The organism is Yoonia sp., assembly GCF_014859355.1.
Taxonomy (GTDB): Bacteria; Pseudomonadota; Alphaproteobacteria; order Rhodobacterales; family Rhodobacteraceae; genus Yoonia.
Genome location: NZ_JACUUJ010000021.1, coordinates 1 through 25,516, shown reverse-complemented (window position 1 = coordinate 25,516; position 25,516 = coordinate 1). Strand labels below are relative to the sequence as shown.

Below are 25,516 nucleotides of genomic sequence, written 5' to 3'. Positions count from 1 at the left end.
CGCGTGGTGCGACGCCACTTGGCTGACTTATCTGAACAATGACAGGATTGTCTGCGGAGCCTGGTTGGCGATCGACAAGGACTGCACACCCAACTGTTGTTGCACCTGCAATGCTTGTAGCCGGGCAGACGCTTCTTCCATGTCGGCGTCAACCAATGCCCCAATGCCTGATTTCAGAGAATCAGTCAGTTTTGAAATGAAATCAGACTGCGTTTCGATTCGGCCCTGGCTTGACCCGAAAGCAGCTGCGGCATCAATGGTTGTATTGATTAGCGTTTCGATATTGCTCAATGCGGCGGTGACCCCGCGTCCGGTGGTGACATCCATCTTGTCGAGCCCCACAAGCCCCCCCGTTGCCTTGCCACCGGCAGCCCCGGCTTCGGTTAGGGTCAACGCGGTGCCTGCATTGTCGATCTGCAGGGTCCATGCGCCTGTTGTTGCATCTTGTTTCACGTTGGTTTCAACATTGGCGAGACCTGCACCGTCAATCACTGTTTTCAACCCGCGTGCGACATCCTCAAATGTCTCGCCCGGACCGGCGATATAGTCATAGTTGACGCCGCCAATAGTGGCGCGATAACCGTCGCCTTCGTTGACGCCTGCCGTTGTCGAAAATGTGAGCTCTGATGCGCGCGCATTGATTGTTTGTGTGTTTGTCGTGCTTGCAGCCGCTGTCACACCGTTTGCTTGCAAAGCGAATGTAGCACCGCCATTTCCAGTGGTATTGACGATGACATCTTCAAATTTTGAAGTTGAATTGATCGTGATGACTGCGGCATTGACATCGGCGGTGATCCCTTCGATCCCAGCGGCGTTGATGGCTGCAGTCAATCCGTTTGCAAGGTCGTTCGCGTTAGGGGTCGTGGTGGTGAAACTGACGGTTTCACCGGCAATCTGGAAGTTGTATGTTTCACCAGCGGTGATTGTACCGGCAACAGTTGCGGCAAGTTTATTCGCCCCATTTGAAAACGCATCGCCCGTCCCGTCTGCGGCAAGGTTGCCCCCCAATGTCGTTGTGACATTCGTGCTGAGGTCCGCACCGGTGCCGTATGAACCGGCATCAAAGCTCAGGTCCTGACGTGCGACTGTGATATTGGACGAAGTGACCGTGCCATCACTCGCCCTGTCAAGTGAGGACAAAACATTCACGCTTGCCGTGCCCTTGAGCAGATTAAGCCCGTTGAACTGCGCGGCCCCAACAACAGAGGCAATTTGATCTGTCAGAGCTTTGATATCGTCCTGCAGCTTTGACCGGTCAACGTTTTCACCCTGAGCCGCGACTATTTTTTCCTTCATATCGGTCAACAGGTTTGTCACGGTTTCGGCGCCATTGCGTGCTACGGCCACCGAAGAGCTGCCGAGCGACAAGCTTTCTGAAATTGCCTTGAAACCCTTGACGTCAGATTCCATGACCTTCGAAATTGCCCAAACGGCGGCGTTGTCTTTTGCGGAGCCAACCTCCTTGCCGGTCGAGATCATTGCCTGTGTTTTGGACAGATCACCGTTGATGGATTTCAGGGTCTGTAGCGCAACCATTGCGCTGTTGTTTGTCAGTATGCTGGACATGTTGCATGGTCCTTGGAAAGGGGGTGCTTTACACCCGGATAATTCAGAAATCCGCATGTATTGATGCGGGTTGAAACGTCATTCTGACGGGTCTAAAGCCCCAAATTCAGGGCTATGCTGCCATTTTGGCGATGACCTGACTTTGCTGGTGATGCGCTGAAAAATTCGTTAAGATCAGATGGTGAGATACGCACAATTTGATCCAAAATCAGGCTTTCTTTTCAAGTCCAGGGTGGGGAGTTGCGGCATTGGCCATTTGGCCATTCTGGTCGTAAACGCCCAATTCGTCTCGCACTTTTTGTAGCAAAGCGATGCGGTCGCGGGCGGTTTTAACGCCAGCGATAGCCGCAGCCAGCAATGTCTGGTTTTCGGCAAATTGCCTGTTGACTTTGGCGATCTGGTCCAGATCAGGGTCGCTGTGCGCAAAAGCCGCGAAGATTTGTGCTTTGCTTTGCGCAAGATCAGCCAGACTGTCAAAGTCGGCGCTGCAAATGGCTTTGCGCTCTGCTTCAAGCACCTCCTGCAACTGTTTGACGGCCCGGTTAACCATCTAACCGGACCTTCATCGCTTCAAATAAAGCCTGCGCCAAGCCGATTCCACCGGCTTCGACCATCCCGCGGGCCTGTTCTTCGCGGAGGAACGAGGTGAACTGTTCTTCGCCCACGCCACCACCAAATGCCTGCCGTCCTGTGCCAAACCCGGCAGATTTCAGCATTTCTGCCAGAAAAGTTGCCTCCATCTTCTGGGCCGCGTCATAAAGTCGTGCATCTGATTTTACAAAATCAGGAATCGAAGCGGCGCCGCGAGGGGCGGGTAGAACAGGTATTGTCGTCATCGGGTTCTCCGTCGTGAGTATTTTTCCGTTTTGACCGAGAGCCGTAAACAATCAGTAAGTTTTTTGCGCAAAGATATGTCCAAAGCAGCCTATGCAGGAGATTCGATGACACCGCTTCAAACGCCCGATGCCGCATGGATGGCCGTTAATGCGCGATCAGTGTCTGTGGAGACGCAGCCAGTGATGGATGGTGAATCTGATCCTGAATTCTTTTTTGCGGCGATATTGAATTTGCTTCCTATCTCACGGGAAGATGAAAATATCACGGTGCCAGATCATGAATCGATGGCGGATTCCGGGGTGCTACTGGTCGGCGATGCCGGTGCGCCCGCATCCGAACGGACGCCTGTCGCGGCTGACGTGCAACTTGCGCCCGCTACAAGTGCAGGCGTGCCACATCACAGCCCGGATTTGCAGCCAGTGGGGGAATTGGCTGATCCGACCAATGAGAGACCGGAACAGAACAAAGCACAAAATCCGCCGATGCTGGCGGCCGCTAAGCCGCCAATTTCACTTGCGCAAACCATGTTTGAAGGACGCTTTCCGCCAGGGGCGCTCTTTATGCCGCCGCAACAATCGTTGGCTGTCATGCCGCTGAACCTGCAGCAGCATCAGTCGGGGCAACTGTTCGGGGCGGCCATGGCTGATACGGTTGGTCGCAGTCCGCCGTCTCGGTTGCCACCGGCCGGTGCTGTGTCTATGCCAATGTCGGGCGCAATACCTGCAGTGGCGATCATCGCGCGCCCGAACAAATCCATGGCGAGCGGGCTTGCAGCAGCGGCAGCAACTGAGGCCCAGGCCAGTGCGCTGACGGCATCAAAGGGGTCAGGCGGCAATGCGCTGCTACCTGGGATATCGATGCAGGCTGCACCACTTGAACAGGACCAACCGGCAATGGCTCCTCTGCTGGCCCGCGCCCTGTCACAAATGACAAACGGACAAAGGCAGGGGGAACGCCACGCAAAGACAGAACAACTGCCTGATATAATTGCGGATCCCATCGCGTCAGAGCGTGTTGTCATTGTAAGCCAACCGCAAAATGCCATTGCGGCACCGACACCCTCCGGAGGCGAGATGATTCGCCATGTCGCGGGGCAAATGGCTGTCGTCTTGTCTGGCCAGTCGGGCCAAACGACCGAAATTGCCTTGAATCCCGAAGAATTGGGTCGCGTGCGCATGACAATGACGGTCGCTGATCAGTCGATCACGCTGCATGTTTTGGCGGATAGACCGGAAACAACCGACCTCATGCGTCGTCATATTGATGCGCTAACACAAGAATTTCGCGCCTTGGGTTATGATAATATTGCATTTTCTTTTGGTGGCGATGGTGGGGCGGCCGATGCTGACGCGCAACCAAAGCCGGCGTTTGATGCCGTAGAACCCAATGCTGACGCTATCGTTTCTGAGATGATCATTGCGCCACAAGTCGGGTCAAACTCCAGCCTGGATATGCGTTTGTAGGGATATAAAATGGAAATTGCACAAACAGCGACTGAATCGAGGGCCAACGCCGCAGCCCCGGCGCCGCCCACACAAAAAATCAGTTCTGATTTTGAGACATTCTTGCGTATGCTTACTGTTCAAATGCAAAATCAGGATCCGCTTAACCCGGTTGATTCGTCGGATTATGCCGTGCAACTGGCGACTTTTTCAGGGGTCGAACAGGCGGTACTGACGAATGACCTGCTGAAAAATTTGACGGCTCAGCTAAACATCAGCGGATTGGCAGATATTGCGTCCTGGGTAGGCAAAGAGGTGCGCGCGGCGGCCCCTGCATATTTTGACGGCGCGCCTGTCATACTCGCGCCCAATCCGGCAATGATCGCGGACCGGGCGCAGATCGTCGTCAGTACTGAAACCGGGGTCGAGGTGCAGCGCATTGATATTCCGGCCACAACGGAGACGGTGGAATGGGCGGGCGTGGGCCCCGGTGGCGCACCCTTCGCGCCGGGGGTCTATACCTTCAAGCTGGTCAGCTTGGCCGGCGGGCAAGAGGTCGCGCGTGATCCAATCGATGTCTACAGCAAAGTGACCGAAATCCGTGTTCAAGGTGGGCAGACCATGTTGATCCTTGACGGTGGGGTTGAAATCACCAGCGCGCAGGTATCAGCTCTGCGTAATCCATCATGATAAATCCGCCTGAAAACCCACTAACAGAAAAAGGCCGTTGGTCTTTGGCAATCATGCTAAAGCAGGCTGGCAATCCACGCAGTCCCGACAATGGCTGCCCCCAAGGCCATCCATGATAGCCGTGCGATGCGCCGTTGTGGTTTTGGTGGCGCTGGCGGGTTGTTTAACCGGATCAATGCGTCCTCGGTCAGGCGTGGCAACTGCGGGCCGAAGCGCGCCAGAATCATAGCAGTTTTGGCCAGATCGCGCAGCAATGCCTTGGGGCCAATACTGTCTTTGACATAGTCTTCGACAACAGGTTTCGCCACTTGCCAGATGTTCATATGCGGGTCTAGCGACCGGGCCACGCCTTCAACGACGACCATGGTGCGTTGCAGCAGGATCAGTTCGGTCCGGGTTTCCATGCCAAACCTTTCGGTCACTTCGAACAGGTAACTCAGCAGGCGGGCCATGGAAATGCGGCTGGCGTCCATGCCGAAAATCGGCTCGCCAACGGCGCGCAGGGCACGGGCGAATTCATCAACATCACGGTCAGCGGGAACATAGCCCGCCTCGAAATGCACCTCGGCCACGCGCTGGTAGTCCTTGCGAATAAAGCCGAACAGAATTTCGGCGTAAACACGCCGCGTGTATTCGTCGATCCGGCCCATGATTCCGAAATCATAGGCGATGATGTTGCCATCAGCGGCCACCTTCAGGTTGCCCTGATGCATGTCGCCATGAAAATATCCATCGCGCAGCGCATGGTTCAGAAAAAGCTGCAACACACGTGTGGCCAGCGCCCGCCGGTCATGCCCCGCCGCGTCAAGCGCGGCATTGTCCCCAATATTCGTGCCTTCGGCCCAGTCGAGAGTCATGACCCGGCGGCCAGACAGATGCCAGCGAATTTGCGGCACCTGAAAACCCGTGTCGTTTTCCGTGTTGGCCGCGAATTCCGCCGCGGCAGAGCTTTCCAGCCGCAGATCCAGTTCGCCCATGACCACCCCTTCGAAATGGGTAATCACGTCAATCGGCCGCAACCTGCGCGATGCGGGCGATAGCAGTTCGATGGCGCGGGCCGCAAAATAAAACGCATCAATGTCGCGTCGAAACGCGCGTTCGATGCCGGGCCGGAGAATTTTGACCGCAACAGCCTCGCCTGTATCGGCGAGATGCGCCTTGTGAACCTGCGCCAAAGATGCCGCAGCAACCGGTTCTGAAAATGCGCTGAACAATTGATCAAAAGGAACGCCAAGTTCCTTCTGGATCGTTTCCTTGGCGTCAGCCATCGAAAAGGGGGGCAATTTGTCTTGCAAGACGCGTAATTGCACCGCCAGTTCGTCACCCACCACATCGGGCCTGGTAGAAAGGATTTGCCCGAATTTGATATAGGCCGGGCCTAGCGCTGTCAGCGCTCGCACTGCTGGCGGTGTCGTGACATCGCCTTTGTAGCCCAGCCAGCGGAACGGCCAGACCAGCGTGCGAAAGGTGATCCGTAGCAGCGGACCTGCGTCAAAAGCATCCAGCACGACTTTCATAGCGCCCGTGCGTTCCAATGTCGCACCGGTGCGGATCAGACGGATAATGTTGTGTGGTCCACGCACGTTACAGTTTCCAACCCGAATGGAGCGCAGCGACCCCCATCGTTAAATTGCGGTATTTGGCGTTTTCGAACCCTGCGGCACGGACCATGCCCAGAAAAGTGTCTTGATCGGGAAATTTACGGATGGATTCCACCAGATATTGATAACTGTCGCGGTCGCCGGCAATCATTTGCCCCATCCGCGGAATGACATTGAAGGAATAAGCGTCATAGGCGGCCTGCATCATCGGATTGGGCAGCTGGGAAAATTCCAGCACCATCAGCCGTCCACCGGGTTTCAGCACGCGGTAAGCTTCGTCCAGCGCCTTTTGGGGGCGTGTGACGTTACGGATGCCAAAGGAAATCGTGTAAACGTCGAATGTGTTGTCTTCGAACGGCAGGGCCATTGCATCGCCTACAACCCAATCCAGACTGTCGGACATCTGCGCAGCCTCGGCACGTTTGCGGCCTTCGATCAACATCGGTTCCGTCAGGTCCAGCACTGTTGCCTGCCCTCGGCCCGCACGTTTCAGAAAACGGAACGAAATATCCCCCGTTCCGCCCGCCACATCCAGCAGGCGTTGCCCGGGACGCGGTGCCAGCCAATCCATCATGGCGTCTTTCCACAGCCGATGAATGCCGCCTGACATGACGTCGTTCATGATGTCGTATTTACGCGCGACAGAAGAAAATACCCCCCGGACGCGCCCCGCTTTTTCATCTTCGCGGACAGTTTCAAACCCGAAATGGGTGGTGTTTTCGTTTTCTTGTGTCATCGGGTCTTGTGGTCCTTTGCGCTGGGTCAAACTATAGGGCGCGCACAAAGCCTTACAATGCCGGCCCGACGATAGAAAGTCACCCATGCCAGAATTGCCCGAAGTCGAAACCGTCAAGGCCGGCCTGGCCCCCGTCATGGAAGGGCAGGTCATTGTTCGCGCGGATGTAAACCGCCCCGATCTGCGCTGGCCCTTCCCCGATGCAATGGCTGCGCGTTTGACGGGCACGCGGGTTTTGGGCCTGCGCCGCCGTTCAAAATACATACTTGCGGATCTGGACAGCGGCGAAACGCTGCTGATCCATCTGGGTATGTCGGGGCGGATGCTGATTTCCGGCCATCAGGTTGGTGCATTTCATCATCCGCACCCGGCCCCAGCAAAACACGACCATGTGGTGCTGTATATGGCAAATGGTGCGCGCATTACCTTTAATGATGCCCGTCGTTTTGGCGCGATGGATCTGCTGCCAACGCATAGGCAGGACGATCATTGGCTGATCCGTGATCTGGGGCCAGAACCTTTGGGGAATTCGTTTCATGCACCCTATCTGATCGCGCGGTTGAAGGGGCGTAAAACCCCGATCAAATCGGCGCTGTTGGATCAGCGCGTTGTGGCGGGGCTGGGCAATATCTATGTGTGCGAAGTCTTGTTTCGCGCGGGCATCCATCCGGCCCGAAAATCTGATCGTATCAGTGCAGATCGGATCGCGGGTTTGGTCCCCTTGGTGCGCGATGTTCTGGGCGAAGCCATCGCCGCTGGCGGGTCATCGCTACGTGATTATCGGCAGGCAGATGGCGAGTTGGGATATTTTCAGCATGTTTTTCAAGTTTATGGCCGCGATGGTGCAGCCTGCCTAACGCCCCGTTGCGAAAAGAAAATACAGAGAATCGTGCAGGCGGGACGCTCATCTTTCTTTTGTCCGCAATGTCAAAGATAGCTTGATCCGGTCCCGCGCTTTGCTAATCAAGTGGCCTGACCACTGCTGACGGGGATCAACCAATGGCTTTTGAAACGATAATTGTGGACATTAGCGATGATGTGGCGACCATCACGCTAAATCGGCCAGATGCGCTGAATGCGCTCAATGGCGCGCTGTTGCGAGAGCTATGCAAAGCCCTGGAAGACGCGGACGCGAACGACAAGGTGCGCTGCATCATCATTACCGGGTCGGAAAAAGCCTTTGCGGCAGGGGCCGACATCAGCGAAATGGCGGATAAAACCTTTGTTGAAATGTATCAGCAGCGGTTTTTCGAGAATGAATCAGACCGGTTCAACCGTATTCGCAAACCGATCATAGCCGCCGTGGCAGGTTACGCGCTGGGCGGTGGATGCGAATTGGCGATGATGTGCGATTTTATCATCGCGGCGGATACAGCAAAATTTGGCCAACCCGAGATCAACCTTGGTGTGATCGCGGGGCTTGGCGGCACCCAGCGGTTAACCCGTTTTGTCGGCAAATCAAAATCCATGGATATGCATTTGACCGGCCGCTTCATGGATGCAGAAGAGGCCGAGCGCAGCGGGCTTGTCAGCCGTGTCGTGCCCGCCAAAAAGCTCTTGGCCGAGGCCAAGGGGGCCGCGGAAAAGATTGCGGCGAAATCCCAGATCGCCGCCATGGGCGCCAAGGATGCGGTGGACAGGGCCTATGAAACGACACTGGCCGAGGGGCTGAATTACGAACGTCGGCTGTTTCAGTCCTTGTTTGCGACTGAAGATCAAAGTGAAGGCATGGCGGCCTTTCTTGAAAAGCGCGAGGCCCAGTTCCGCGATCGTTAGGTTTTGGGGTTTCTTTTTCCCGGGAAATCCCTTAATGCCTCCCTGATACATGCGCGTGAGGCCCGCTTTGGCCAGAATCACCGGTTCTGAACCCGGTCGGGGCTTATGCGCTATTTGACAAATATTGACCCGACGAAGGTAACGAACACATGGCAAATTCGCCACAGTCCAAAAAACGCGCCCGCCAGAACGAAGCTCGTTTCAAAATCAACAAAATGCGCCGTTCGCGGATTCGCACATTCCTGCGCGCAGTCGAAGAAGCTATCGCCTCTGGTGATCAGGCTGCTGCTGCTGCTGCGCTGAAAGCCGCACAGCCCGAACTGATGCGTGGCGTCACCAAAGGTGTGATGCACAAAAACACGGCGTCGCGGAAAATGTCGCGTCTGGCATCTCGGGTAAAAGCCGTCGCCTGATCGCTGCCCACTGGTTCAAATTATCATTTAAACGTCAAGAACGCGCGCCACCCCGGCGCGCGTTTTTTTGACTTCAGCATCTTGTGATGAATTTTTGCATCAATTTTCGAGGCGCGCAGATTCTTTTCCCGTAATCCCCGAGTCAAGCACGATGTTATGTTGAAGCCCGCAACACGTGCTTGCTAATTTGACGATGCGATTCACATCGTTCTTGGGGGACATGGAGGGGAACGGCGCAGTCTGAAAGTTGCATGGCAGATAATATTTGCCGCTGTGCTGACGACATCCGCGTCGGACGTCTTGCGAAAGTTGGGTTAGGTGCCATGGGCTGACCATGGGAATAACTTCTTTTGTGTCTGCGTCGTTGCAGGAGGCTGCTCTTCTGCGATGATTGCTGTCTATGCTCCCGGACCTGCCGCAAGGTGGCTGTTCCTGCGTTTATGCAAGAAGAATGTCATCTGGCCTATGGATTTAGTGAAAGGCATAACGCCAAGAGGGGACACTCTGGGCGACGGGTGTCCTTTTGTCTGATGCGATGTGTGACGCAGGGGCGGGCTTTGGCCCGGGTGTGTGGCAAAGCAGGCGAATGCGGGCAAAGGGACAAGATGACAAACGATGTATGGGCAAGGGTTTTGGATGCGTTGCGGTCTGCTTTGGGGGCGAACAATTTTTCAAATTGGATCGAGCCTTTGCAATTTGCCGAACTTGCCGGCGGTGTCGCAACCTTTCATGTGCCGACCAATTTCATCGGAAATTACGTATCGCAGAATTTTGGTGACCAGATCATCTATCACCTGAACAAGCACGGAAACGACGTTCAGCGTCTGAAATTTTCGATCACGCCGACTTTGCGCGAGGCACCAAAAGTGGCCCCGCGCCCTGCTGTTAGAACGCCGTTCGGTGATGATGTGACCGGTGCGCCTTTGGATGTGCGGTTTACGTTCAATAATTTTGTTGTCGGCAAGCCGAATGAACTGGCCCATGCCGCCGCGCGCCGCGTCGCCGAGGGTGGCCCTGTCACCTTTAACCCGTTGTTTCTTTATGGCGGTGTCGGCTTGGGTAAAACGCACCTGATGCACGCGATTGCACACGAACTGAAGCTGCGTTCACCCGAACTGAACGTGCTGTATCTGTCTGCCGAACAATTTATGTATCGGTTCATCACGGCACTGCGCGAACGCAAGATGATGGATTTCAAACAATTGTTCCGGTCCGTCGATGTGTTGATGGTGGATGACGTGCAATTCATCGGCGGCAAGGACAGCACACAAGAGGAATTCTTTCACACCTTCAATGCCTTGGTCGATTGCCAGAAGCAGATTATCATTTCTGCTGACCGCGCCCCCGGTGAAATCAAGGATCTGGAAGAACGGATCAAATCGCGTTTGCAATGCGGGCTGGTGGTTGATCTGCATCCGACAGATTATGAACTACGGCTTGGCATTTTGCAGTCCAAGGTTGACGTTTACGCCGCACAATACCCCGATGTGAAAATCGCCTCTGGCGTGCTGGAATTTCTGGCGCATCGCATTTCGACAAACGTGCGCGTGCTGGAAGGTGCGCTGACGCGTCTGTTTGCCTTTGCTTCGCTGGTGGGGCGCGAAATCACGCTGGAACTGACACAGGATTGCTTGTCCGATGTGTTGAAAGCATCGGATCGCAAGGTCACGGTCGAAGAAATCCAGCGCAAGGTATCGGAACATTACAACATCCGGTTGTCCGATATGATTGGCCCTAAGCGGGTGCGCAATTATGCCCGCCCCCGGCAAATCGCCATGTATCTGTCCAAACAGATGACCAAACGGTCCTTGCCTGAAATAGGGCGGCGTTTCGGCGGGCGCGACCATACGACCGTAATGCACGGCGTGCGCCGTATCGAAGAGCTGAAAGCGTTAGACAGCCAGATCGCGGATGATCTGGAACTGCTGCGCCGCGCGCTTGAAGAATAGGTCCGGTGCTTGACGGCGGCGCGACCTTCGTCAACAGTCCAACAAAACGCTTGAGCAACCGGGAAAATCCAGTAGATTTTGCGTCCCGGCGGCCACGGCCACCAAGATATGCGGAGCATGGGACATGAAATTCAGCATTGAACGCGCGGCACTTCTCAAGGCGGTTGCGCAGGCGCAATCCGTGGTTGAGCGGCGCAACACGATCCCGATTCTTGCCAACGTCCTAATCGAAGCGGCAGGCGATACCGTGCAGTTTCGTGCGACCGATCTGGATATCGAGGTCGTAGACCGCGCCCCCGCCAAAGTAGAGCGCGCCGGTGCGACGACTGTCAGCGCCGTGACGCTGAACGAAATCGTGCGGAAACTGCCGGATGGTGCGCTGGTGACATTGACCGAAGAAGGCGCAACAGGGCGCCTGACAATCGAGGCGGGGCGATCCAATTTTTCTCTTGCGACCTTGCCAAAAGAAGATTTTCCCGTGATGGCGTCTTCGGAATATGCGGTGAATTTCGCGGCCCCGGCCCCCGTTCTGCGCCGTCTGTTCGACAAATCGAAATTTGCCATTTCAACCGAAGAAACACGCTACTATCTGAACGGAGTCTATATGCATGTGGCCGATGGTGACGGCGGCAAGGTGCTGCGCTGCGTGGCCACCGACGGGCACAGGCTGGCCCGGATCGACGCGGATCTGCCTGCCGGGGCAGAAGACATGGCGGGCGTGATCGTGCCGCGCAAGACCGTGGGCGAACTGCGCAAACTGCTGGATGATGACGACATGCAAATCGCTGTGTCGGTGTCGGAAACCAAGGTGCGTTTTGCGACGCCAGACATCACGCTGACGTCCAAGGTGATCGACGGGACATTCCCCGATTACACGCGGGTGATCCCGCAGGGCAACACCCGCCGGCTCGAGGTGGATGCCGCTGAATTCGCGCGTGCCGTGGACCGTGTGGCCACTGTTTCATCCGAACGATCCCGCGCTGTAAAACTGTCGCTTGAGGAAGACCGGCTGATCCTGTCGGTGAACGCCCCTGATAGCGGCGCTGCTGAAGAGGAGCTCGCCGTTGCCTATTCCGATGAACGGCTCGAAATCGGGTTCAACGCGAAGTATCTGTTGGAAATCGCCAGTCAGGTCGATCGCGAAAACGCGGTTTTCATGTTCAACGGGTCGGGCGACCCAACCCTGATGCGCGAAGGCAATGACATGTCGGCGGTCTATGTCGTCATGCCGATGCGCGTGTGACAGGGGACGGGATTTTTCGCGAAAAATCTCGGCGGCAGCGATGACCCGGCTTGCGCTGACGCAACTGACTCTTTTGCATTTTCGGAGCCACAAACGCGTGGTGATGGACATTGATCCGCGCCCAATGGCGATTTTCGGACCGAATGGCGCGGGCAAGACCAACCTACTGGAAGCGATTTCGCTTTTGTCGCCTGGTCGCGGGTTGCGCCGTGCGGCGGCTGATGATCTGATCCGCAGGCCAGAAGTGCTGGGCTGGAAAATCGCCGCGCAACTGCAATCCCTGCACCAGACCCATGAAATTGAAACATGGGCCGAGGCGGGCAGCCCCCGCCGGTTGCGGATCGACGGCAAGGCCGCGCCGCAAGTATCGCTTGGCCGTATTGCCCGCATTTTGTGGCTGGTGCCCGCGATGGACAGGCTGTGGATCGAAGGGGCGGACGGACGCCGCCGGTTTCTTGACCGCATGACGCTCAGCTTTGAACCCAGTCATGCCGATGCGGTGCTGACCTATGAAAAGGCGATGCGCGAACGCAACCGCCTGTTGAAAGATATGGTGCGCGATACGCATTGGTATGGCGTGCTGGAAACCCAAATGGCCGTAGCTGGCGCACAGATCGCGGCAAACCGTCTGCGCGCCATCGCGGAATTGACTGCGGCACAGGATGCCGCTCAAACCGCATTTCCCACCGCAGCACTGGAACTGACATCGCCCGACCCGATCCCTGATGATCTGGCCGGTGCGCTGGCTGCCAACCGAGGGCGCGACATGGCCGCGGGGCGCACCCTGATCGGCCCGCACCGGGCAGATCTGGATGCGGTTTTCACTGACAAGGGGGTGCTGGCCCGCGACTGTTCCACAGGCGAGCAAAAGGCGCTGTTGATCAGCCTGATCCTTGCCAATGCCCGCGCGCTGGCCCGCGATTTTGGCGCGCCGCCCATCCTGCTGCTGGACGAGGTCGCAGCCCATCTTGACGCCGCACGCCGCGCCGCCCTTTATGAAGAAATCTGCGCGCTGGGTGCGCAGGCTTTCATGACGGGCACAGGGCCGGAATTATTCACTGAACTGGGCGACCGCGCACAATATATCGAGGTGACCGACAGCGACGGCACATCGACCGTAACGACAAAGGATTCCCTATGACACCGCAGCGCGTGACCCTGATTACCCTTGGCGTGGCCGATCTTGACCGGGCCAAGGCGTTTTACGGCGCTTTGGGCTGGATCCCGACGGCAGACGAGGGCGCGGTGGTGTTTTATCAACTGGGCGGGTTGGTGCTGGGTCTGTTCGGACGGGCCGCGCTGGCCAGGGACCAGGGGCGCCCGGACGCATCGCTTGGCACTGGGGCCATGACGCTGGCACAGAATTTTGGAACCGAAGCCGCAGTGGATATCGCCTATGCCGCCGCGATCAAGGCGGGGGCCACCGCGCTGAAAGCCCCTGAAAAGGTATTCTGGGGTGGCTACTCTGGTTATTACGCCGACCCGGACGGCCATGTCTGGGAACTGGCCCATAACCCGTTCTGGCCGCTGAACCCCGATGGCAGCCTGACCCTGCCCAAGACATGACAATCACCTTTGCACAAATGGCGCTTTATGTCGGCGCGCTGGTGATCCTGTTCATGACGCCGGGTCCGGTTTGGGTCGCGCTGCTGGCGCGGTCGCTGTCGGGCGGGTTTCATGCCGCATGGCCGCTGGTGCTGGGCGTGGTCGTGGGCGATGTGATCTGGCCACTGGTGGCGGTGTTCGGGCTGACCTGGTTGGTGTCGGAATTCGCGGGTTTTATGATGGTGCTGCAATGGGTGGCGGTGGCTGTGTTCATTGTCATGGGCGCCGCGCTGATCCGTCACGCTGACCAGCCGATTGGCACTAACAGCCGCCTGACACGGCCGGGCGTGTGGGCCGGGTTTGTGGCCGGGCTGGCGGTAATCTTGGGCAACCCCAAGGCGATCCTGTTCTATATGGGCGTGCTACCGGGGTTTTTTGATCTGACGCAGGCGACGGCGGGGGATATCGCCATCATCTGCTTTCTCAGCTTCATCATTCCGCTGACGGGCAACCTGTTTCTGGCCGCGTCAATTGACCGGGTGCGGGTACTTTTGAAATCAACCTCGGCCCTGCGCCGGATGAATCTTGGCGCAGGTTGGTTGCTGATTGGTGTGGGCGTCGTGATCGCATTCACCTGACCCGCGTTCAGCCCGTAGGGTGGATGAAAATCCACCCCGGATCAAAGCGCCGGTCCGCCACAAAATCTTGTGTCAATTGCGTGACATCCTGCAGTGAAAAGCATATATTTTGGGTGTAGTATCACGGGAAAAACCACATGGCCGACGACAATCAAAACCAAGAAGAATACGGCGCCGATTCTATCAAGGTTCTCAAGGGCTTGGATGCTGTTCGCAAGCGCCCTGGCATGTATATCGGGGACACTGATGATGGCTCTGGTCTGCATCACATGGTCTATGAGGTCGTGGATAACGGTATCGACGAGGCGCTGGCCGGTCATGCCGACCATGTTTATGTGACAATCCATGACGATGGGTCCGTCACGGTAGGTGACAACGGCCGCGGTATTCCGGTCGACCTGCACAAGGAAGAAGGCGTTTCCGCCGCCGAGGTTATCATGACCCAGCTTCACGCGGGCGGTAAATTCGATAGCAATTCCTACAAGGTCTCGGGCGGTCTGCACGGCGTCGGCGTGTCCGTGGTGAACGCGCTGTCCGACTATCTTGAGCTGCGCATCTGGCGCAACGGCAAGGAACACTATGCAAGGTTCGAGGGTGGTTACACGGCAGAACCGCTGCGTGTGGTCGGCGATGCCAACGGTAAAAAAGGGACCGAGGTGCGTTTTCTTGCCAGCCTCGACACCTTCAGCAACCGCGATTACGATTTTTACATTCTGGAAAAGCGTCTGCGCGAACTGGCGTTCCTGAATTCCGGTGTGCGCATTATTCTGACAGATGAACGGCCTGCCGAACATTTGCAGACAAGCCTGTTTTACGAAGGTGGCGTCAGGGAATTTGTCAAATATCTGGACCGGTCGAAATCGTCGATCCTGCCTGAACCGATCTTCATCACCGGCGAACGCGATGATATCGGGATCGAGGTCGCGATGTGGTGGAACGACAGCTATAACGAAATGGTGCTACCCTTCACCAACAACATTCCGCAGCGCGATGGCGGCACCCATATGGCCGGTTTCCGTGGCGCGCTGACCCGCACCATCAACAATTATGCCCAATCCAGTGGTATCGCCAAAAAGGAAAAGATCAGCTTTACCGGCGATGATGCCCGCGAAGGGCTGACTTGCGTGCTGTCGGTCAAAGTGCCGGACCCGAAATTCAGCTCGCAGACCAAGGACAAACTGGTCAGTTCCGAAGTCCGGCCGGCGGTTGAAAACCTTGTCGGGGAAAAGCTGTCGGAATGGTTCGAAGAAAATCCCCAGATCGCTAAGATCGTCGTGGGCAAGATCGTTGAAGCCGCCCAAGCCCGCGAGGCCGCGCGCAAGGCCCGCGAACTGACCCGCCGCAAGACGGCGATGGATGTGAATTTTCTTGCTGGCAAACTGAAAGACTGTTCCGAAAAAGACCCATCAAAGACCGAAGTTTTCCTGGTCGAGGGTGACAGCGCCGGCGGATCTGCCCAAACGGGGCGCGACAGGGGCACGCAGGCCATTCTGCCGCTCAAGGGCAAGATCCTGAACGTGGAACGCGCCCGGTTTGACAGGATGCTGGGTAGCCAGGAAATTGGTAACCTCGTCATGGCGCTGGGCACCGGGATTGGCCGTGACGAATTCAACATCAACAAACTGCGCTATCACAAGGTCATCATCATGACCGACGCTGATGTTGACGGCGCGCATATCCGCACTCTGCTTTTGACCTTTTTCTTCCGGCAGATGCCCGAACTTATTGAAGGCGGGTATCTGTATATCGCGCAACCGCCGCTTTACAAAGTGACGCGCGGCAAGTCCGAGGTTTACCTCAAGGATGAGGCCGCGATGGAAGAATACCTGATCGAACAGGGCATCGACGGTGCGATGCTGCGTCAGGGCAATGGCGAAGAAATCACAGGCGGCGATCTGCGTCGCGTGATCGAGGACGCCCGACATTTAAAACGCGTGCTTGATGCCTTTCCAACGCATTACCCGCGCCACATCCTTGAACAAGCCGCTATCGCCGGGGCCTTTGCGCCCGGTGCGGTTGCCGATGACCTGCAAGGCGTGGCAGACAAGGTGGCAAAACGGCTGAACCTGATCGCACTGGAATGGGAACGCGGCTGGCAGGGGCGGATCACGCAGGATCATGGCGTGCGGCTGGCCCGCATCCTGCGCGGCGTGGAAGAAGTGCGCACGCTGGATGGTGCCATCTTGCGCGGAGGCGAGGCGCGGCGCACCGGCACGTTCACGCAAGCCTTGCAGGATGTCTATGAGTCGCCTGCGACGCTGGTGCGCAAGGACCGCAGCCAGTTGATTCATGGTCCGCTTGATCTGCTCAAGGCGATTCTGGAAGAGGGTGAAAAGGGCTTGTCGCTGCAACGTTACAAGGGGTTGGGCGAAATGAACCCTGATCAGCTGTGGGAAACCACGCTGGACCCTGACGCGCGCACGCTGTTGCAGGTCAAGGTCGAAGATGTGGCAGAGGCCGACGATCTGTTCACCAAGCTGATGGGCGACGTGGTGGAGCCACGCCGCGAATTCATCCAGAACAACGCGCTGAGTGTCGAAAACCTCGACTTCTGATCACGACGCCTGACTGTATCGCACGCCCTCGGGCTTGTGTGCGTCAAAGGCGCTGGCGATAATCCGCGTCAGCGCCCGCCCTGCGGGGCGGATCGTCAGTGCGTCGTCGGTCGTGTCCACCAGATCGCCGTATTGCGCGGCAACAGCGGCGCAGGTCGCGTCCAGCGCTGCGCCTTCCGCGCCCAGCGCCTGCCGATCCAGCCGGAAATCGCACATCAGCATTTCAATCGCGCGGGCGTGCAGCAGGTCGTCATCGGTCATCACGTGCCCGCGCACACCGGCCAACTGGCCAGCGGCGATGCGTTGGGTGTAGGCAGGTGTCGCAGCGGCGTTCTGGATGTAACCTGTGGGTAGGCGCGAGATTGACGATGCCCCGATCCCGATCAGCGTGGCGCAGGTATCGGCGGTGTAGCCTTGGAAATTGCGCCGCAAATGGCCTGTGCGCATGGCTGTTTCCAGCCCATCGCCCGGGCGCGCGAAATGGTCGATGCCAATGGCACTGAACCCGGCGTCTGCAAATCTGTCAGCAGCCAGTTCCGCGAGATGATAGCGGGCCAGATCGTCGGGCAGCGTTTCTTCCTTGATCAGTTTTTGCCGCTTGGCCATCCATGGCACATGGGCATAACCGAACAGCGCAATCCGGTCAGGCGCAAGGCTTAGCACCTTGTCGATGGTGTCGCTGATCCGGGCGGCATCCTGATATGGCAGCCCATAAACCAGATCTGCGTTCAGCGATGTGATGCCCGCTGCACGCAGATTTTCGACGCAATCGCGCGTGATATCAAATGGTTGCGCGCGCCCGATCGCGGCCTGTACCTGCGGATCAAAATCCTGAATACCGATGCTGGCGCGGTTCATCCCCTCTGCGGCCAGTGCTGCGATCTTGTCGCGGTCCACCATCGTGGGGTCAATCTCAACCGAAAACTCCCAGTCATCCGTGGGCGGGATCACCGCCTTGACCGCGCGCGCAAGGCGATGGATCAGGTCGGGCGGCAGGATCGTGGGCGTGCCACCGCCCCAATGCATCCGGCCCATGCGCAACCCCTTGGGCAACACATCTGCCAGCAGTGCCAGTTCCTGTTCCAGTGTGGCGATATAGCTTTCAACCGGGGCCAGCGTTTGCGTGCCCTGTGTCCGGCAGGCGCAGAACCAGCACAGGCGTTCGCAAAACGGAATATGCAGATAAACCGACACCGGCACATCGGGCGGAAGTGCGGCAAGGGCCGCAGCTTGTTCTGGCGCGCCCACGTTGGGCGAAAACACCGGCGCTGTCGGGTAAGAGGTATAGCGGGGCACGCGGGCATCAAAAAGCCCAAGCGCGGCAAGGCGATCAATCTGTTTCATGCGACGAATATGGTGCGATCAGCTATGCCAATCCTTGCGCTGGATCAAATTTTCGGCGCGTTTTCGTCCTGATATACCTCGGCCTCGCGGCGCATCACGTCTTCCAATGTGCCGCGCCGTTCGATCATGCGCGTCGTCCCGTCCTCCATGATCATCACGGATGCAGGCAGGTTCATGGAATTGTATTCGCTTTTCAAGGCATGCACATAGGCGCCGACGCCCGCCATTACCATGATATCGCCAACTCTGATTTCATCCATGACACGTGGGCGCAGATTGCCTGCCGCATCCACGGTGAAGACATCGCCGCTTTCGCACAGATAGCCCGCGATGACATAGTCGCGCGGCGCGCCCCGGTTTTCATCCTTGGGTGCAATGAACCGGATCGGGTGATAGCTGCCGTAAAGCGCGGGGCGGATGTTGTGGTTCAGCCCTGTGTTGACGATGACAAAGTTGAACCCGTCAGATCCGTCAGCATTGGTGGTTGATTTGACCGCCTGCGCCTCGGCCAGCAACACGCCGGCATTGGCCACCAGAAATCGCCCCGGTTCCAGTTGCAGTTCGATGTCGCGGCCCATTTCGGCGGAAAATTCCTGCATGGATTGCGTCAGCGCGGCCCCCCATTCGCGGATCGGCATCGGTTGGTCGTTGGTCTTGTTATACACCACTGGCAGGCCACCGCCCAGATTGACGGTATCCAGATCAGGAAAGCCGCGCGCGAAATCCAGCGTCTTGTCCTTGATCCGCAGCCAATGACCCAGATCGGTGCCCGACCCGATATGCGAATGAATGGCCGTGATGCGGATGCCGTATTGCGCTGCCGCCGCCTTGGCCGCGTCAAGCTGGTCGAAATAGATGCCATGCTTGCTGGATGGGCCGCCGGTGTTGGTCTGGGTATTGGCACCATGCCCTTCGCCAGGGTTGATGCGGATCGAACAGCGGGTGCCACCCGCCTGACCCAGCAAATCAATCTGGTCGATCGAGGTGCAGTTGACCAGCACATCGCGTTCCACAAGATCACGGTAAACGCCCAGAGTTGCGCCTTCGCCGGTATAGTAAATCTGTTCCGGCGTGAAACCCGCGATCAGGGCGCGATGCACTTCGTTGATGGAAGACGCGTCGATCCACATGCCTTCGTCCAGCATGATCTTCAGCACGGCCTGCAATGACAGTGCCTTGCAGGCATAGCGAATGTGCAGATGTGCGTAAGGCACGGCCTGTTTCACGGTGCGGCAATTGGCGCGGATCGCGGCGGCATCAAAGACGTAAAGCGGGCTGTGGTATTGCGCCACAAGTGACCGGATCAGGTGATCATCCTGATAAACCCTGCTGTCTTCGACTGAATTGACATCTGTCATGGCGTCCGTCCGTTCCGGCGTTGCGTTCGGCCCCGTTTATTGCGGGTCTATCGCTACGGCAAGGGGCGTTGCCCGACAATGTCTTGCGCGGTGCTGGTCACTATAATCCGCCAATATGATGCGTGCCGCGTTTTTTCGCCAGCGCGATCTGCTTTTGCCGTTCGCGAAACCGCGCCTTGTCGGCATCGGTTGTTTCATCCACGCAGTGATGACAGGCGACACCTTCTTCATAGGCGGGATGATCACGGTCTGTGGGCAACAGCGGGCGGCGGCATGCGTGGCACAGAATATGCGGCCCTTCGGACAATCCATGGCCGACGCTGACGCGGGCATCAAAGACGAAACATGCGCCATCCCATTTGCTTTGCTCTTGCGGGACGTCCTCAAGGTATTTCAGGATGCCCCCTTTGAGGTGATAGACATCCGCGACCCCCTGACCCATCAGAAAGTTGGTGGATTTCTCGCACCTGATCCCGCCGGTGCAGAACATCGCGATGCGCTTGTTATGAAAACGGTGCTTGTTTTCTTCCCACCAAGCGGGGAATTCGCCAAAGGATTTTGTTTGCGGATCTATCGCGCCGTCAAAGGTGCCAATCGCCACCTCGTAATCGTTGCGTGTGTCAATCACCGCGACATCGGGCGCGCTGATCAGGTCGTTCCAGTCGGCGGGGTCAACGTAATGGCCGGTGCCCTGCGCGATCGGGTCTACATCGGGTTGGCCCATGGTCACGATTTCACGTTTCAGCCGCACCTTCATGCGGTGGAACGGCGGCGTCGTGGCGGTGCTTTCCTTCCATTCCAGACCGGCACAGCCGGGCAGTGCGCGGATATGCGCGATCACCGCGTCAATGCCCGCGCGGCTGCCCGCAATCGTGCCGTTGATCCCTTCGGGCGCCAGCAGCAGGGTGCCGCTGATCCCGTGGGATTTGCATAAGGCCAGCAGCGGGTCACGCAGGGCGGCGTGATCGGCAAAGCGGGTAAAGTGATAAAGCGCGGCAACAGTATACATGCCCCGTCAAATACGCCTGTCCGGTCAAAGGGGCAAGTCACGCGATGCGGCCATGGCCAGACCATCGGCGACGGCGGTAAATGCCTCGGCCCGTTCAAGGGTGGCATCGGTAAACAGCGCCACCATCGCCCCTTCGACCACATGTAGCAGGCTGGACCCGCCGACAAAGACCACCTTGGCGATCCGGCTGGGCGCAACACCGGCCATTTCAAGGGTTTGCAACGCGCAATCGCTGATCTGCGCGGCTTGGTCGGCCAGCACAGCGGCCATTTGCGCCTTGGTCAGCTTGGCCCACAGCGCCTTTTCGATCACGCGCAGGTCAATGCCGGTGTCCATCACATCAGGCGCGTTCAGGCGGATTTTGCCCGCCTCGACCGCAAAGGCAATGTCATGGCCCAATTCCATGTCCAGCACGCTGTTCAGGCGCGCGAATAACGCCGGATCGACCCCCAGTTTGACAAAATCAGCCACCATGCGGCGGTTATCGGGCGTATAGACAAAAGGAATTTTCTGCCATGTCGCCAGATCGTTGAATATTGCGTTCGGCGCGACATGCGTGCCCGACCCCAGCGCATTGCGCACATCGGCACCCCGCCCCAACAGTGGCATCACATGGGCGATACTGATCGCGCGGTCAAAATCGGTGCCGCCGATGCGCACGCCGTGGCTGGCGATGATCTGCGTCGCATCGCCGTCCCGTGCAAACACCGAAAAATCCGATGTGCCGCCGCCAATATCCACGATCAGCCCCAGATCACCCTTGGCCAGCGGCCCACTGGCCAGCGCCGCGGCCTCTGGTTCATACATGAATTGCACCTCGGTGAACCCGGCCAGATGATAGGCATCGCGCAAGTCAACCTCGGCCTGCGCATTGCGGCCATCATCGGCGGAATGAAACCGCACGGGGCGGCCCGACAAGGCGCGGTCAAAAGTGTCGCCGGTCGCGGCCTCGGCCCTTTCGCGGATCATTTGCAGGAACCGCGCAACCACATCAAGCAGGGTCAGCCGTTCATGGGCGATCTGGCGGCGTTCCCGCATCAGCGGCGTGCCCAGCACCGATTTCAGCGCGCGCATGAACCGCCCTTCGCGCCCGTCGATCAGGGCGGTATTGGCGCTGTTGCCATAGATAGTGACCCTGCGGTCGTGATCAAAGAAAACAGAGGTCGGCATCGTGTTGCGCCCCGGCTCTATCTCGATCAGATGCGGGCGACCTGCCGCCATGATACCCGCAGCCGTGTTCGATGTGCCAAAGTCGATACCCAATCGCGCCATGTCTGCCCGTGTCCTTGCATGAAAAGAGGCACCGGATAGGCAAAATCACACACAGGGGCAACCCCGCGCGACCCTTTCATCTGTGCAATGATCGCGCTACCTATGATCAAGACGAAAACCAAAATGACCGGAGCCACCATGACCCACGCCCTGATCGTGATCGACGTGCAAAATGATTTCTGCCCGGGCGGTGCGCTGGCCGTCGCGGACGGCGACACCATCGTGCCCGGCATCAATGCTGCGATGAACGATTTCGACGCAGTGATCCTGACGCAAGACTGGCACCCGGCGGGGCATTCGTCGTTCGCGTCCAGCCATGACGCCGCCCCGATGAGCATGACGCAGATGCCCTATGGCCCCCAAGTGCTGTGGCCCGATCACTGCATTCAAGGATCGACAGGCGCGCAATTTCACCCTGATCTGACGGTGGATCGTGCCGATCTGATCATCCGCAAGGGGTTTAACCCCGCCATCGACAGCTATTCCGCGTTTTTCGAAAACGACCAGACAACCCCGACGGGGCTAAAGGGGTATCTGCGCACACGCGGCATCGACCGTCTGACGCTTGTCGGGTTGGCCACGGATTTCTGTGTGAATTATTCGGCAGTGGACGCGGCAAGACTGGGGTTCGATGTGACAGTGCGCATGGATCTGTGCCGCGCGATTGATTTCGACGGATCGCTGGACGCGGCCAAGGCCGGGATGCAGGCGGCAGGGGTGACGCTGTCATGATGGTGTCGATCATCATTCCTACCTATAACCGGCCGACGTTGCTGCAACGGGCCGTCCGTTCTGCATTGGCGGCATGCCCGCCGGATGGAGAGGTGATTGTTGTCTCTAGCGACGTCCTTTGACACTGATGTAATTGTCCGGGGCTTGCCAGCCCGCGCAACCCTTGTTCTAACACCCCAAAACACAAGGGGGCCGCCATGGTCGATATCGCCACACGCGTCTGGAACCACAAATGGAAAATCGACCCGATCGTGCGGTCGTTGATCGACACTGATTTCTACAAACTGCTGATGTGCCAGTCGGTGTTTCGCAACCACCCCGATACGCAGGTCACTTTCAGCCTGATCAACCGCACCAAATCCATCCGCCTTGCCGATTTGGTAGACGAAGGCGAGCTGCGCGAACAGCTTGACCATATCCGGTTATTGCGGTTGACGCGGGGCGAAAGCACATGGCTGCGCGGCAACACCTTTTACGGTAAACGTCAGATGTTTACGCCCGCCTTCATGGAATGGTTCGAAAACCTGCAACTGCCGCCATATCACCTTGAAAAACGCGATGGCCAGTATGAACTGACCTTTGAAGGATCATGGCCCGAGGTCATGCTATGGGAAATTCCCGCCCTTTCGGTGCTGATGGAACTGCGAGGGCGTGCCGTGCTGAAAGACATGGGGCGGTTCGAACTCCAGGTGCTTTATGCCCGCGCGATGACGAAACTGTGGGAAAAGGTCGAAAAACTCCGCCCGCTCGACGGGCTGCGCGTCGCCGATTTTGGCACGCGGCGGCGGCATTCATACCTTTGGCAGGACTGGTGCGCCCAAGCGATGCTGGAAGGGCTAGGCAACAGCTTTACCGGCACCTCCAACTGCCGCATCGCCATGATGCGCGAGATCGAGGCGATCGGCACCAACGCCCACGAACTGCCCATGGTCTATGCCGCGCTTGCCCAAACTGACGACGCGCTGCGGCAATCCCCCTATGAAGTGCTGGCTGATTGGCAGGACGAACACGACGGCAACCTGCGCATCATTCTGCCCGACACCTTCGGCACAAAGGGGTTCCTTGACAACGCGCCGGACTGGCTGGCGGGTTGGACCGGTATGCGCATCGACAGCGGCGACCCGGCTGTGGGGGCCGAACGGGCTATCAACTGGTGGCAATCCAAAGGGGAAAACCCCGCCGAAAAGCTTGTCATCTTCTCGGACGGGCTGGACGTGGACAAGATCATCGAACTGCAACAACAATTCGCCGGGCGCGTGCGGGTATCCTTCGGCTGGGGGACGATGCTGACCAATGATTTCAAAGGGCTGGTGGCGGACGACGCGCTGGCGCCGTTCAGCCTTGTCTGCAAAGCCGTCAGCGCCGAGGGCCGCCCCACCGTCAAACTGAGCGACAACCCGAATAAGGCCATGGGACCAGCGGAAGAGATTGCTCGCTATAAACGTGTGTTTGGCGTGGGAGAGCAGGAGAGGGTGGAAGTTGTAGTTTAGGTTGGTTGGGATTATTTGGGGTCAACTTTGAGGATAAAAAATTAATCACTGTTCATCTGGGCGCCCCCCCGAAAGTATGGGGCTGCAAAAGTAGAATTTTCTCGGCAAGATGAACGAGAAGATTTCCAATAAAGACAAGCATCGACACAATTGCGGTCTGACCGTCAGAGAGATTGACATTCTAAAACCTTGGTAAAATTTGGAACCAAAAATCACGACAAAGATGATAGGGTTTATAGGAAAGGAGATTGCCCATGATCAGAACGCTGCTTCTTCCTGGCCTTGACGGCGCGCCCGCGTCCACAACATGAGCGCCTTTCCTGACGATCCGGATCATTTCCTGCGCTGGCTGCGCACACGCGATGAGGGTTGCGGCGCGACCGACCAGTGCTTTGTTAGCCGCGCCACCTATGGCCGCTATCTCGAAAGCCTCGTGGTGCCGTGGCGCGATGACCGGCTGCGCTGCGTCTCGGGCGAGGTGCTGCGCGTTGAAGAGACGCGCGGCGGGATAAGCGCGCATCTCGATGATGGCACGGCGGTACTGGCCGATACTGCGATCTTGGCAACCGGTCATGCGGTGCCCGCCGAGCCGCGCGATGGGTTGCGCGGGGCATGGGATTTTACCCTGCCCGAGGACTGGATGCCCGGGTGGTGATCGTCGGCACGGGCCTGTCGATGGTCGATCATGTGGTCGCGCTGCTGGCGCGGGGCCATCGCGGGACGATCACCTGCCTGTCGCGTCGGGGCCTGCTGCCGCAACCGCATGTCAGCGGCGCGGCCCAACCTGTCGGGTGTGGCGGGGTGCCGCTTGGCGCATCGGTGAGCGCGCTTTTGCGTTGGCTGCGCGTGCGTCTGCGCGCCGCTGAGGCGCAGGGCATTCCCTGGCAGCTTGTGCTTGACGGGTTGCGCCCGCATGTGGCGGCGATCTGGCGGTCCTGGGATACCGAGACGCGCGCCCGCTTCCTGCGCCACGGTGCAAGCCGTTGGGAGGTGCATCGCCACCGGATGCCGCCGCAATCGGCCCGCGCCATCGCGGCCGCGCGCGATGCCGGGCAATTGACGTTACTGCGTGCGCGCTTTGCCGGGGCGGTGCCCTTGGGCGGACGGACCGGGATCGTCACCATCCGGCCCGACGGCACCGAGCGGATGTTGATCGCTGATCACGCCATTGATTGCCGTGGCATCCGCCGCAACCCCGAGACCGACAGCGCCCCGGTGATACGGGACATGCTGGCGCGGGGGCTGGCGCGTCTTGATCCGCTGCGGTTGGGGCTGAATACCACCCCCGGCGCGCGGGTGATTACGCGCGGCGGCGTCGCC

General features: G+C 58.1%; 25 protein-coding genes. 16 read left to right on the top strand and 9 right to left on the bottom strand.

Translation table 11 applies throughout. The features are described from left to right. Window positions 1–27: 27 nt before the first annotated feature. From IBX59_RS09155 to IBX59_RS09145, 3 genes are all read right to left on the bottom strand, one after another. Window positions 28–1,566: a flagellin gene (locus IBX59_RS09155; protein WP_296374711.1), complete on the bottom strand. Its 1,539-nt coding sequence runs from the start codon at window positions 1,564–1,566 to the stop codon at window positions 28–30. Between the two features lie 208 nt (window positions 1,567–1,774). Then, on the bottom strand, window positions 1,775–2,116 hold the full coding sequence (flgN, locus tag IBX59_RS09150; protein ID WP_296374709.1) for a flagellar export chaperone FlgN: 342 nt from the start codon (window positions 2,114–2,116) through the stop codon (window positions 1,775–1,777). Beyond that, the gene (locus IBX59_RS09145) at window positions 2,109–2,402 is read right to left on the bottom strand and encodes a rod-binding protein (protein ID WP_296374707.1); all 294 of its coding nucleotides are present in this window, start codon (window positions 2,400–2,402) and stop codon (window positions 2,109–2,111) included. The genes flgN and IBX59_RS09145 overlap by 8 nt, the downstream gene beginning before the upstream one ends. A gap of 105 nt (window positions 2,403–2,507) precedes the next feature. Between IBX59_RS09145 and IBX59_RS09140 the strand changes: the two genes are divergently transcribed. Both IBX59_RS09140 and IBX59_RS09135 read left to right on the top strand, forming a co-directional pair. Further along, the gene (locus tag IBX59_RS09140) at window positions 2,508–3,866 is read left to right on the top strand and encodes a flagellar hook-length control protein FliK (RefSeq protein ID WP_296374706.1); all 1,359 of its coding nucleotides are present in this window, start codon (window positions 2,508–2,510) and stop codon (window positions 3,864–3,866) included. A gap of 9 nt (window positions 3,867–3,875) precedes the next feature. Continuing rightward, window positions 3,876–4,535 carry a flagellar hook capping FlgD N-terminal domain-containing protein gene (locus tag IBX59_RS09135; RefSeq protein WP_296374703.1) on the top strand — a complete coding sequence of 220 codons (660 nt, stop codon included), beginning with the start codon at window positions 3,876–3,878 and terminating at the stop codon, window positions 4,533–4,535. A 56-nt stretch (window positions 4,536–4,591) separates the two neighbouring features. On the opposite strand, the gene ubiB is transcribed toward IBX59_RS09135, so the two are convergent. Continuing rightward, window positions 4,592–6,118: a 2-polyprenylphenol 6-hydroxylase gene (gene ubiB, locus IBX59_RS09130; RefSeq protein WP_296374701.1), complete on the bottom strand. Its 1,527-nt coding sequence runs from the start codon at window positions 6,116–6,118 to the stop codon at window positions 4,592–4,594. 1 nt (window position 6,119) lies between these two features. Then, window positions 6,120–6,872 carry a bifunctional demethylmenaquinone methyltransferase/2-methoxy-6-polyprenyl-1,4-benzoquinol methylase UbiE gene (gene ubiE / locus IBX59_RS09125; protein WP_296374700.1) on the bottom strand — a complete coding sequence of 251 codons (753 nt, stop codon included), beginning with the start codon at window positions 6,870–6,872 and terminating at the stop codon, window positions 6,120–6,122. Window positions 6,873–6,957: 85 nt separating this feature from the next. On the opposite strand from ubiE, the gene mutM reads away from it, so the two are divergent. The 9 genes from mutM (at window position 6,958) to gyrB (ending at window position 16,991) form a co-directional block, all read left to right on the top strand. Further along, window positions 6,958–7,809: a bifunctional DNA-formamidopyrimidine glycosylase/DNA-(apurinic or apyrimidinic site) lyase gene (gene mutM / locus IBX59_RS09120; protein ID WP_296374698.1), complete on the top strand. Its 852-nt coding sequence runs from the start codon at window positions 6,958–6,960 to the stop codon at window positions 7,807–7,809. 62 nt (window positions 7,810–7,871) lie between these two features. Further along, window positions 7,872–8,648 carry an enoyl-CoA hydratase gene (locus IBX59_RS09115; RefSeq protein ID WP_296374696.1) on the top strand — a complete coding sequence of 259 codons (777 nt, stop codon included), beginning with the start codon at window positions 7,872–7,874 and terminating at the stop codon, window positions 8,646–8,648. Between the two features lie 149 nt (window positions 8,649–8,797). Then, window positions 8,798–9,061 carry a 30S ribosomal protein S20 gene (gene rpsT / locus IBX59_RS09110; RefSeq protein WP_296374694.1) on the top strand — a complete coding sequence of 88 codons (264 nt, stop codon included), beginning with the start codon at window positions 8,798–8,800 and terminating at the stop codon, window positions 9,059–9,061. Window positions 9,062–9,666: 605 nt separating this feature from the next. Next, window positions 9,667–11,010, top strand: a complete 1,344-nt coding sequence (gene dnaA / locus IBX59_RS09105) for a chromosomal replication initiator protein DnaA (protein ID WP_296374692.1) — start codon at window positions 9,667–9,669, stop codon at window positions 11,008–11,010. Window positions 11,011–11,134: 124 nt separating this feature from the next. Beyond that, window positions 11,135–12,253 (top strand): DNA polymerase III subunit beta, encoded by a 1,119-nt coding sequence (dnaN, locus tag IBX59_RS09100; protein WP_296374690.1) that lies wholly within the window; start codon window positions 11,135–11,137, stop codon window positions 12,251–12,253. A 40-nt stretch (window positions 12,254–12,293) separates the two neighbouring features. Further along, window positions 12,294–13,394, top strand: coding sequence for a DNA replication/repair protein RecF (recF, locus tag IBX59_RS09095; protein WP_296374688.1), 1,101 nt, complete (start codon window positions 12,294–12,296; stop codon window positions 13,392–13,394). Next, window positions 13,391–13,819 (top strand): VOC family protein, encoded by a 429-nt coding sequence (locus IBX59_RS09090; RefSeq protein ID WP_296374686.1) that lies wholly within the window; start codon window positions 13,391–13,393, stop codon window positions 13,817–13,819. Before recF ends, IBX59_RS09090 begins: the two co-directional genes overlap by 4 nt. After that, the gene (locus IBX59_RS09085; protein ID WP_296374684.1) at window positions 13,816–14,436 is read left to right on the top strand and encodes a LysE family translocator; all 621 of its coding nucleotides are present in this window, start codon (window positions 13,816–13,818) and stop codon (window positions 14,434–14,436) included. Before IBX59_RS09090 ends, IBX59_RS09085 begins: the two co-directional genes overlap by 4 nt. Window positions 14,437–14,573: 137 nt before the next feature. Beyond that, window positions 14,574–16,991 (top strand): DNA topoisomerase (ATP-hydrolyzing) subunit B, encoded by a 2,418-nt coding sequence (gene gyrB, locus IBX59_RS09080; protein WP_296374681.1) that lies wholly within the window; start codon window positions 14,574–14,576, stop codon window positions 16,989–16,991. Here gyrB and hemN read toward each other — a convergent pair whose 3' ends face one another. From hemN to IBX59_RS09060, 4 genes are all read right to left on the bottom strand, one after another. Beyond that, complete coding sequence (gene hemN / locus IBX59_RS09075) at window positions 16,992–18,335, bottom strand: oxygen-independent coproporphyrinogen III oxidase (protein ID WP_296374679.1); 1,344 nt, start codon at window positions 18,333–18,335, stop codon at window positions 16,992–16,994. It lies immediately after the preceding gene. A gap of 44 nt (window positions 18,336–18,379) precedes the next feature. Continuing rightward, on the bottom strand, window positions 18,380–19,693 hold the full coding sequence (gene lysA, locus IBX59_RS09070; protein WP_296374677.1) for a diaminopimelate decarboxylase: 1,314 nt from the start codon (window positions 19,691–19,693) through the stop codon (window positions 18,380–18,382). 100 nt (window positions 19,694–19,793) lie between these two features. Beyond that, window positions 19,794–20,702: a rhodanese-related sulfurtransferase gene (locus tag IBX59_RS09065; RefSeq protein WP_296374675.1), complete on the bottom strand. Its 909-nt coding sequence runs from the start codon at window positions 20,700–20,702 to the stop codon at window positions 19,794–19,796. 24 nt (window positions 20,703–20,726) lie between these two features. Beyond that, on the bottom strand, window positions 20,727–21,974 hold the full coding sequence (locus IBX59_RS09060) for an Hsp70 family protein (RefSeq protein ID WP_296374673.1): 1,248 nt from the start codon (window positions 21,972–21,974) through the stop codon (window positions 20,727–20,729). 138 nt (window positions 21,975–22,112) lie between these two features. On the opposite strand from IBX59_RS09060, the gene pncA reads away from it, so the two are divergent. From pncA to IBX59_RS09035, 5 genes are all read left to right on the top strand, one after another. Further along, a complete protein-coding gene (gene pncA, locus IBX59_RS09055; protein ID WP_296374788.1) occupies window positions 22,113–22,706 on the top strand; it encodes a bifunctional nicotinamidase/pyrazinamidase in 594 nt (197 codons plus the stop codon). Continuing rightward, on the top strand, window positions 22,703–22,828 hold the full coding sequence (locus IBX59_RS09050; RefSeq protein WP_367119371.1) for a glycosyltransferase family 2 protein: 126 nt from the start codon (window positions 22,703–22,705) through the stop codon (window positions 22,826–22,828). The genes pncA and IBX59_RS09050 overlap by 4 nt, the downstream gene beginning before the upstream one ends. Window positions 22,829–22,903: 75 nt before the next feature. Beyond that, on the top strand, window positions 22,904–24,196 hold the full coding sequence (gene pncB, locus IBX59_RS09045; RefSeq protein ID WP_296374671.1) for a nicotinate phosphoribosyltransferase: 1,293 nt from the start codon (window positions 22,904–22,906) through the stop codon (window positions 24,194–24,196). 307 nt (window positions 24,197–24,503) lie between these two features. Then, window positions 24,504–24,851 (top strand): FAD/NAD(P)-binding protein, encoded by a 348-nt coding sequence (locus IBX59_RS09040; protein WP_296374669.1) that lies wholly within the window; start codon window positions 24,504–24,506, stop codon window positions 24,849–24,851. After that, on the top strand, window positions 24,809–25,516 hold a 708-nt coding region (locus IBX59_RS09035), incomplete at its 3' end, for an FAD/NAD(P)-binding protein (protein ID WP_367119370.1). The genes IBX59_RS09040 and IBX59_RS09035, both read left to right, overlap by 43 nt.

Coding starts and splice junctions, on each gene's coding strand:
- IBX59_RS09155 (WP_296374711.1), bottom strand. CDS start 1,566: ATGTCCAGCATACTGACAAACAACAGCGCAATGGTTGCGCTACAGACC.
- flgN (WP_296374709.1), bottom strand. CDS start 2,116: ATGGTTAACCGGGCCGTCAAACAGTTGCAGGAGGTGCTTGAAGCAGAG.
- IBX59_RS09145 (WP_296374707.1), bottom strand. CDS start 2,402: ATGACGACAATACCTGTTCTACCCGCCCCTCGCGGCGCCGCTTCGATT.
- IBX59_RS09140 (WP_296374706.1), top strand. CDS start 2,508: ATGACACCGCTTCAAACGCCCGATGCCGCATGGATGGCCGTTAATGCG.
- IBX59_RS09135 (WP_296374703.1), top strand. CDS start 3,876: ATGGAAATTGCACAAACAGCGACTGAATCGAGGGCCAACGCCGCAGCC.
- ubiE (WP_296374700.1), bottom strand. CDS start 6,872: ATGACACAAGAAAACGAAAACACCACCCATTTCGGGTTTGAAACTGTC.
- mutM (WP_296374698.1), top strand. CDS start 6,958: ATGCCAGAATTGCCCGAAGTCGAAACCGTCAAGGCCGGCCTGGCCCCC.
- IBX59_RS09115 (WP_296374696.1), top strand. CDS start 7,872: ATGGCTTTTGAAACGATAATTGTGGACATTAGCGATGATGTGGCGACC.
- rpsT (WP_296374694.1), top strand. CDS start 8,798: ATGGCAAATTCGCCACAGTCCAAAAAACGCGCCCGCCAGAACGAAGCT.
- dnaA (WP_296374692.1), top strand. CDS start 9,667: ATGACAAACGATGTATGGGCAAGGGTTTTGGATGCGTTGCGGTCTGCT.
- dnaN (WP_296374690.1), top strand. CDS start 11,135: ATGAAATTCAGCATTGAACGCGCGGCACTTCTCAAGGCGGTTGCGCAG.
- recF (WP_296374688.1), top strand. CDS start 12,294: ATGACCCGGCTTGCGCTGACGCAACTGACTCTTTTGCATTTTCGGAGC.
- IBX59_RS09090 (WP_296374686.1), top strand. CDS start 13,391: ATGACACCGCAGCGCGTGACCCTGATTACCCTTGGCGTGGCCGATCTT.
- IBX59_RS09085 (WP_296374684.1), top strand. CDS start 13,816: ATGACAATCACCTTTGCACAAATGGCGCTTTATGTCGGCGCGCTGGTG.
- gyrB (WP_296374681.1), top strand. CDS start 14,574: ATGGCCGACGACAATCAAAACCAAGAAGAATACGGCGCCGATTCTATC.
- hemN (WP_296374679.1), bottom strand. CDS start 18,335: ATGAAACAGATTGATCGCCTTGCCGCGCTTGGGCTTTTTGATGCCCGC.
- lysA (WP_296374677.1), bottom strand. CDS start 19,693: ATGACAGATGTCAATTCAGTCGAAGACAGCAGGGTTTATCAGGATGAT.
- IBX59_RS09065 (WP_296374675.1), bottom strand. CDS start 20,702: ATGTATACTGTTGCCGCGCTTTATCACTTTACCCGCTTTGCCGATCAC.
- IBX59_RS09060 (WP_296374673.1), bottom strand. CDS start 21,974: ATGGCGCGATTGGGTATCGACTTTGGCACATCGAACACGGCTGCGGGT.
- pncA (WP_296374788.1), top strand. CDS start 22,113: ATGACCCACGCCCTGATCGTGATCGACGTGCAAAATGATTTCTGCCCG.
- IBX59_RS09050 (WP_367119371.1), top strand. CDS start 22,703: ATGATGGTGTCGATCATCATTCCTACCTATAACCGGCCGACGTTGCTG.
- pncB (WP_296374671.1), top strand. CDS start 22,904: ATGGTCGATATCGCCACACGCGTCTGGAACCACAAATGGAAAATCGAC.
- IBX59_RS09040 (WP_296374669.1), top strand. CDS start 24,504: ATGAGCGCCTTTCCTGACGATCCGGATCATTTCCTGCGCTGGCTGCGC.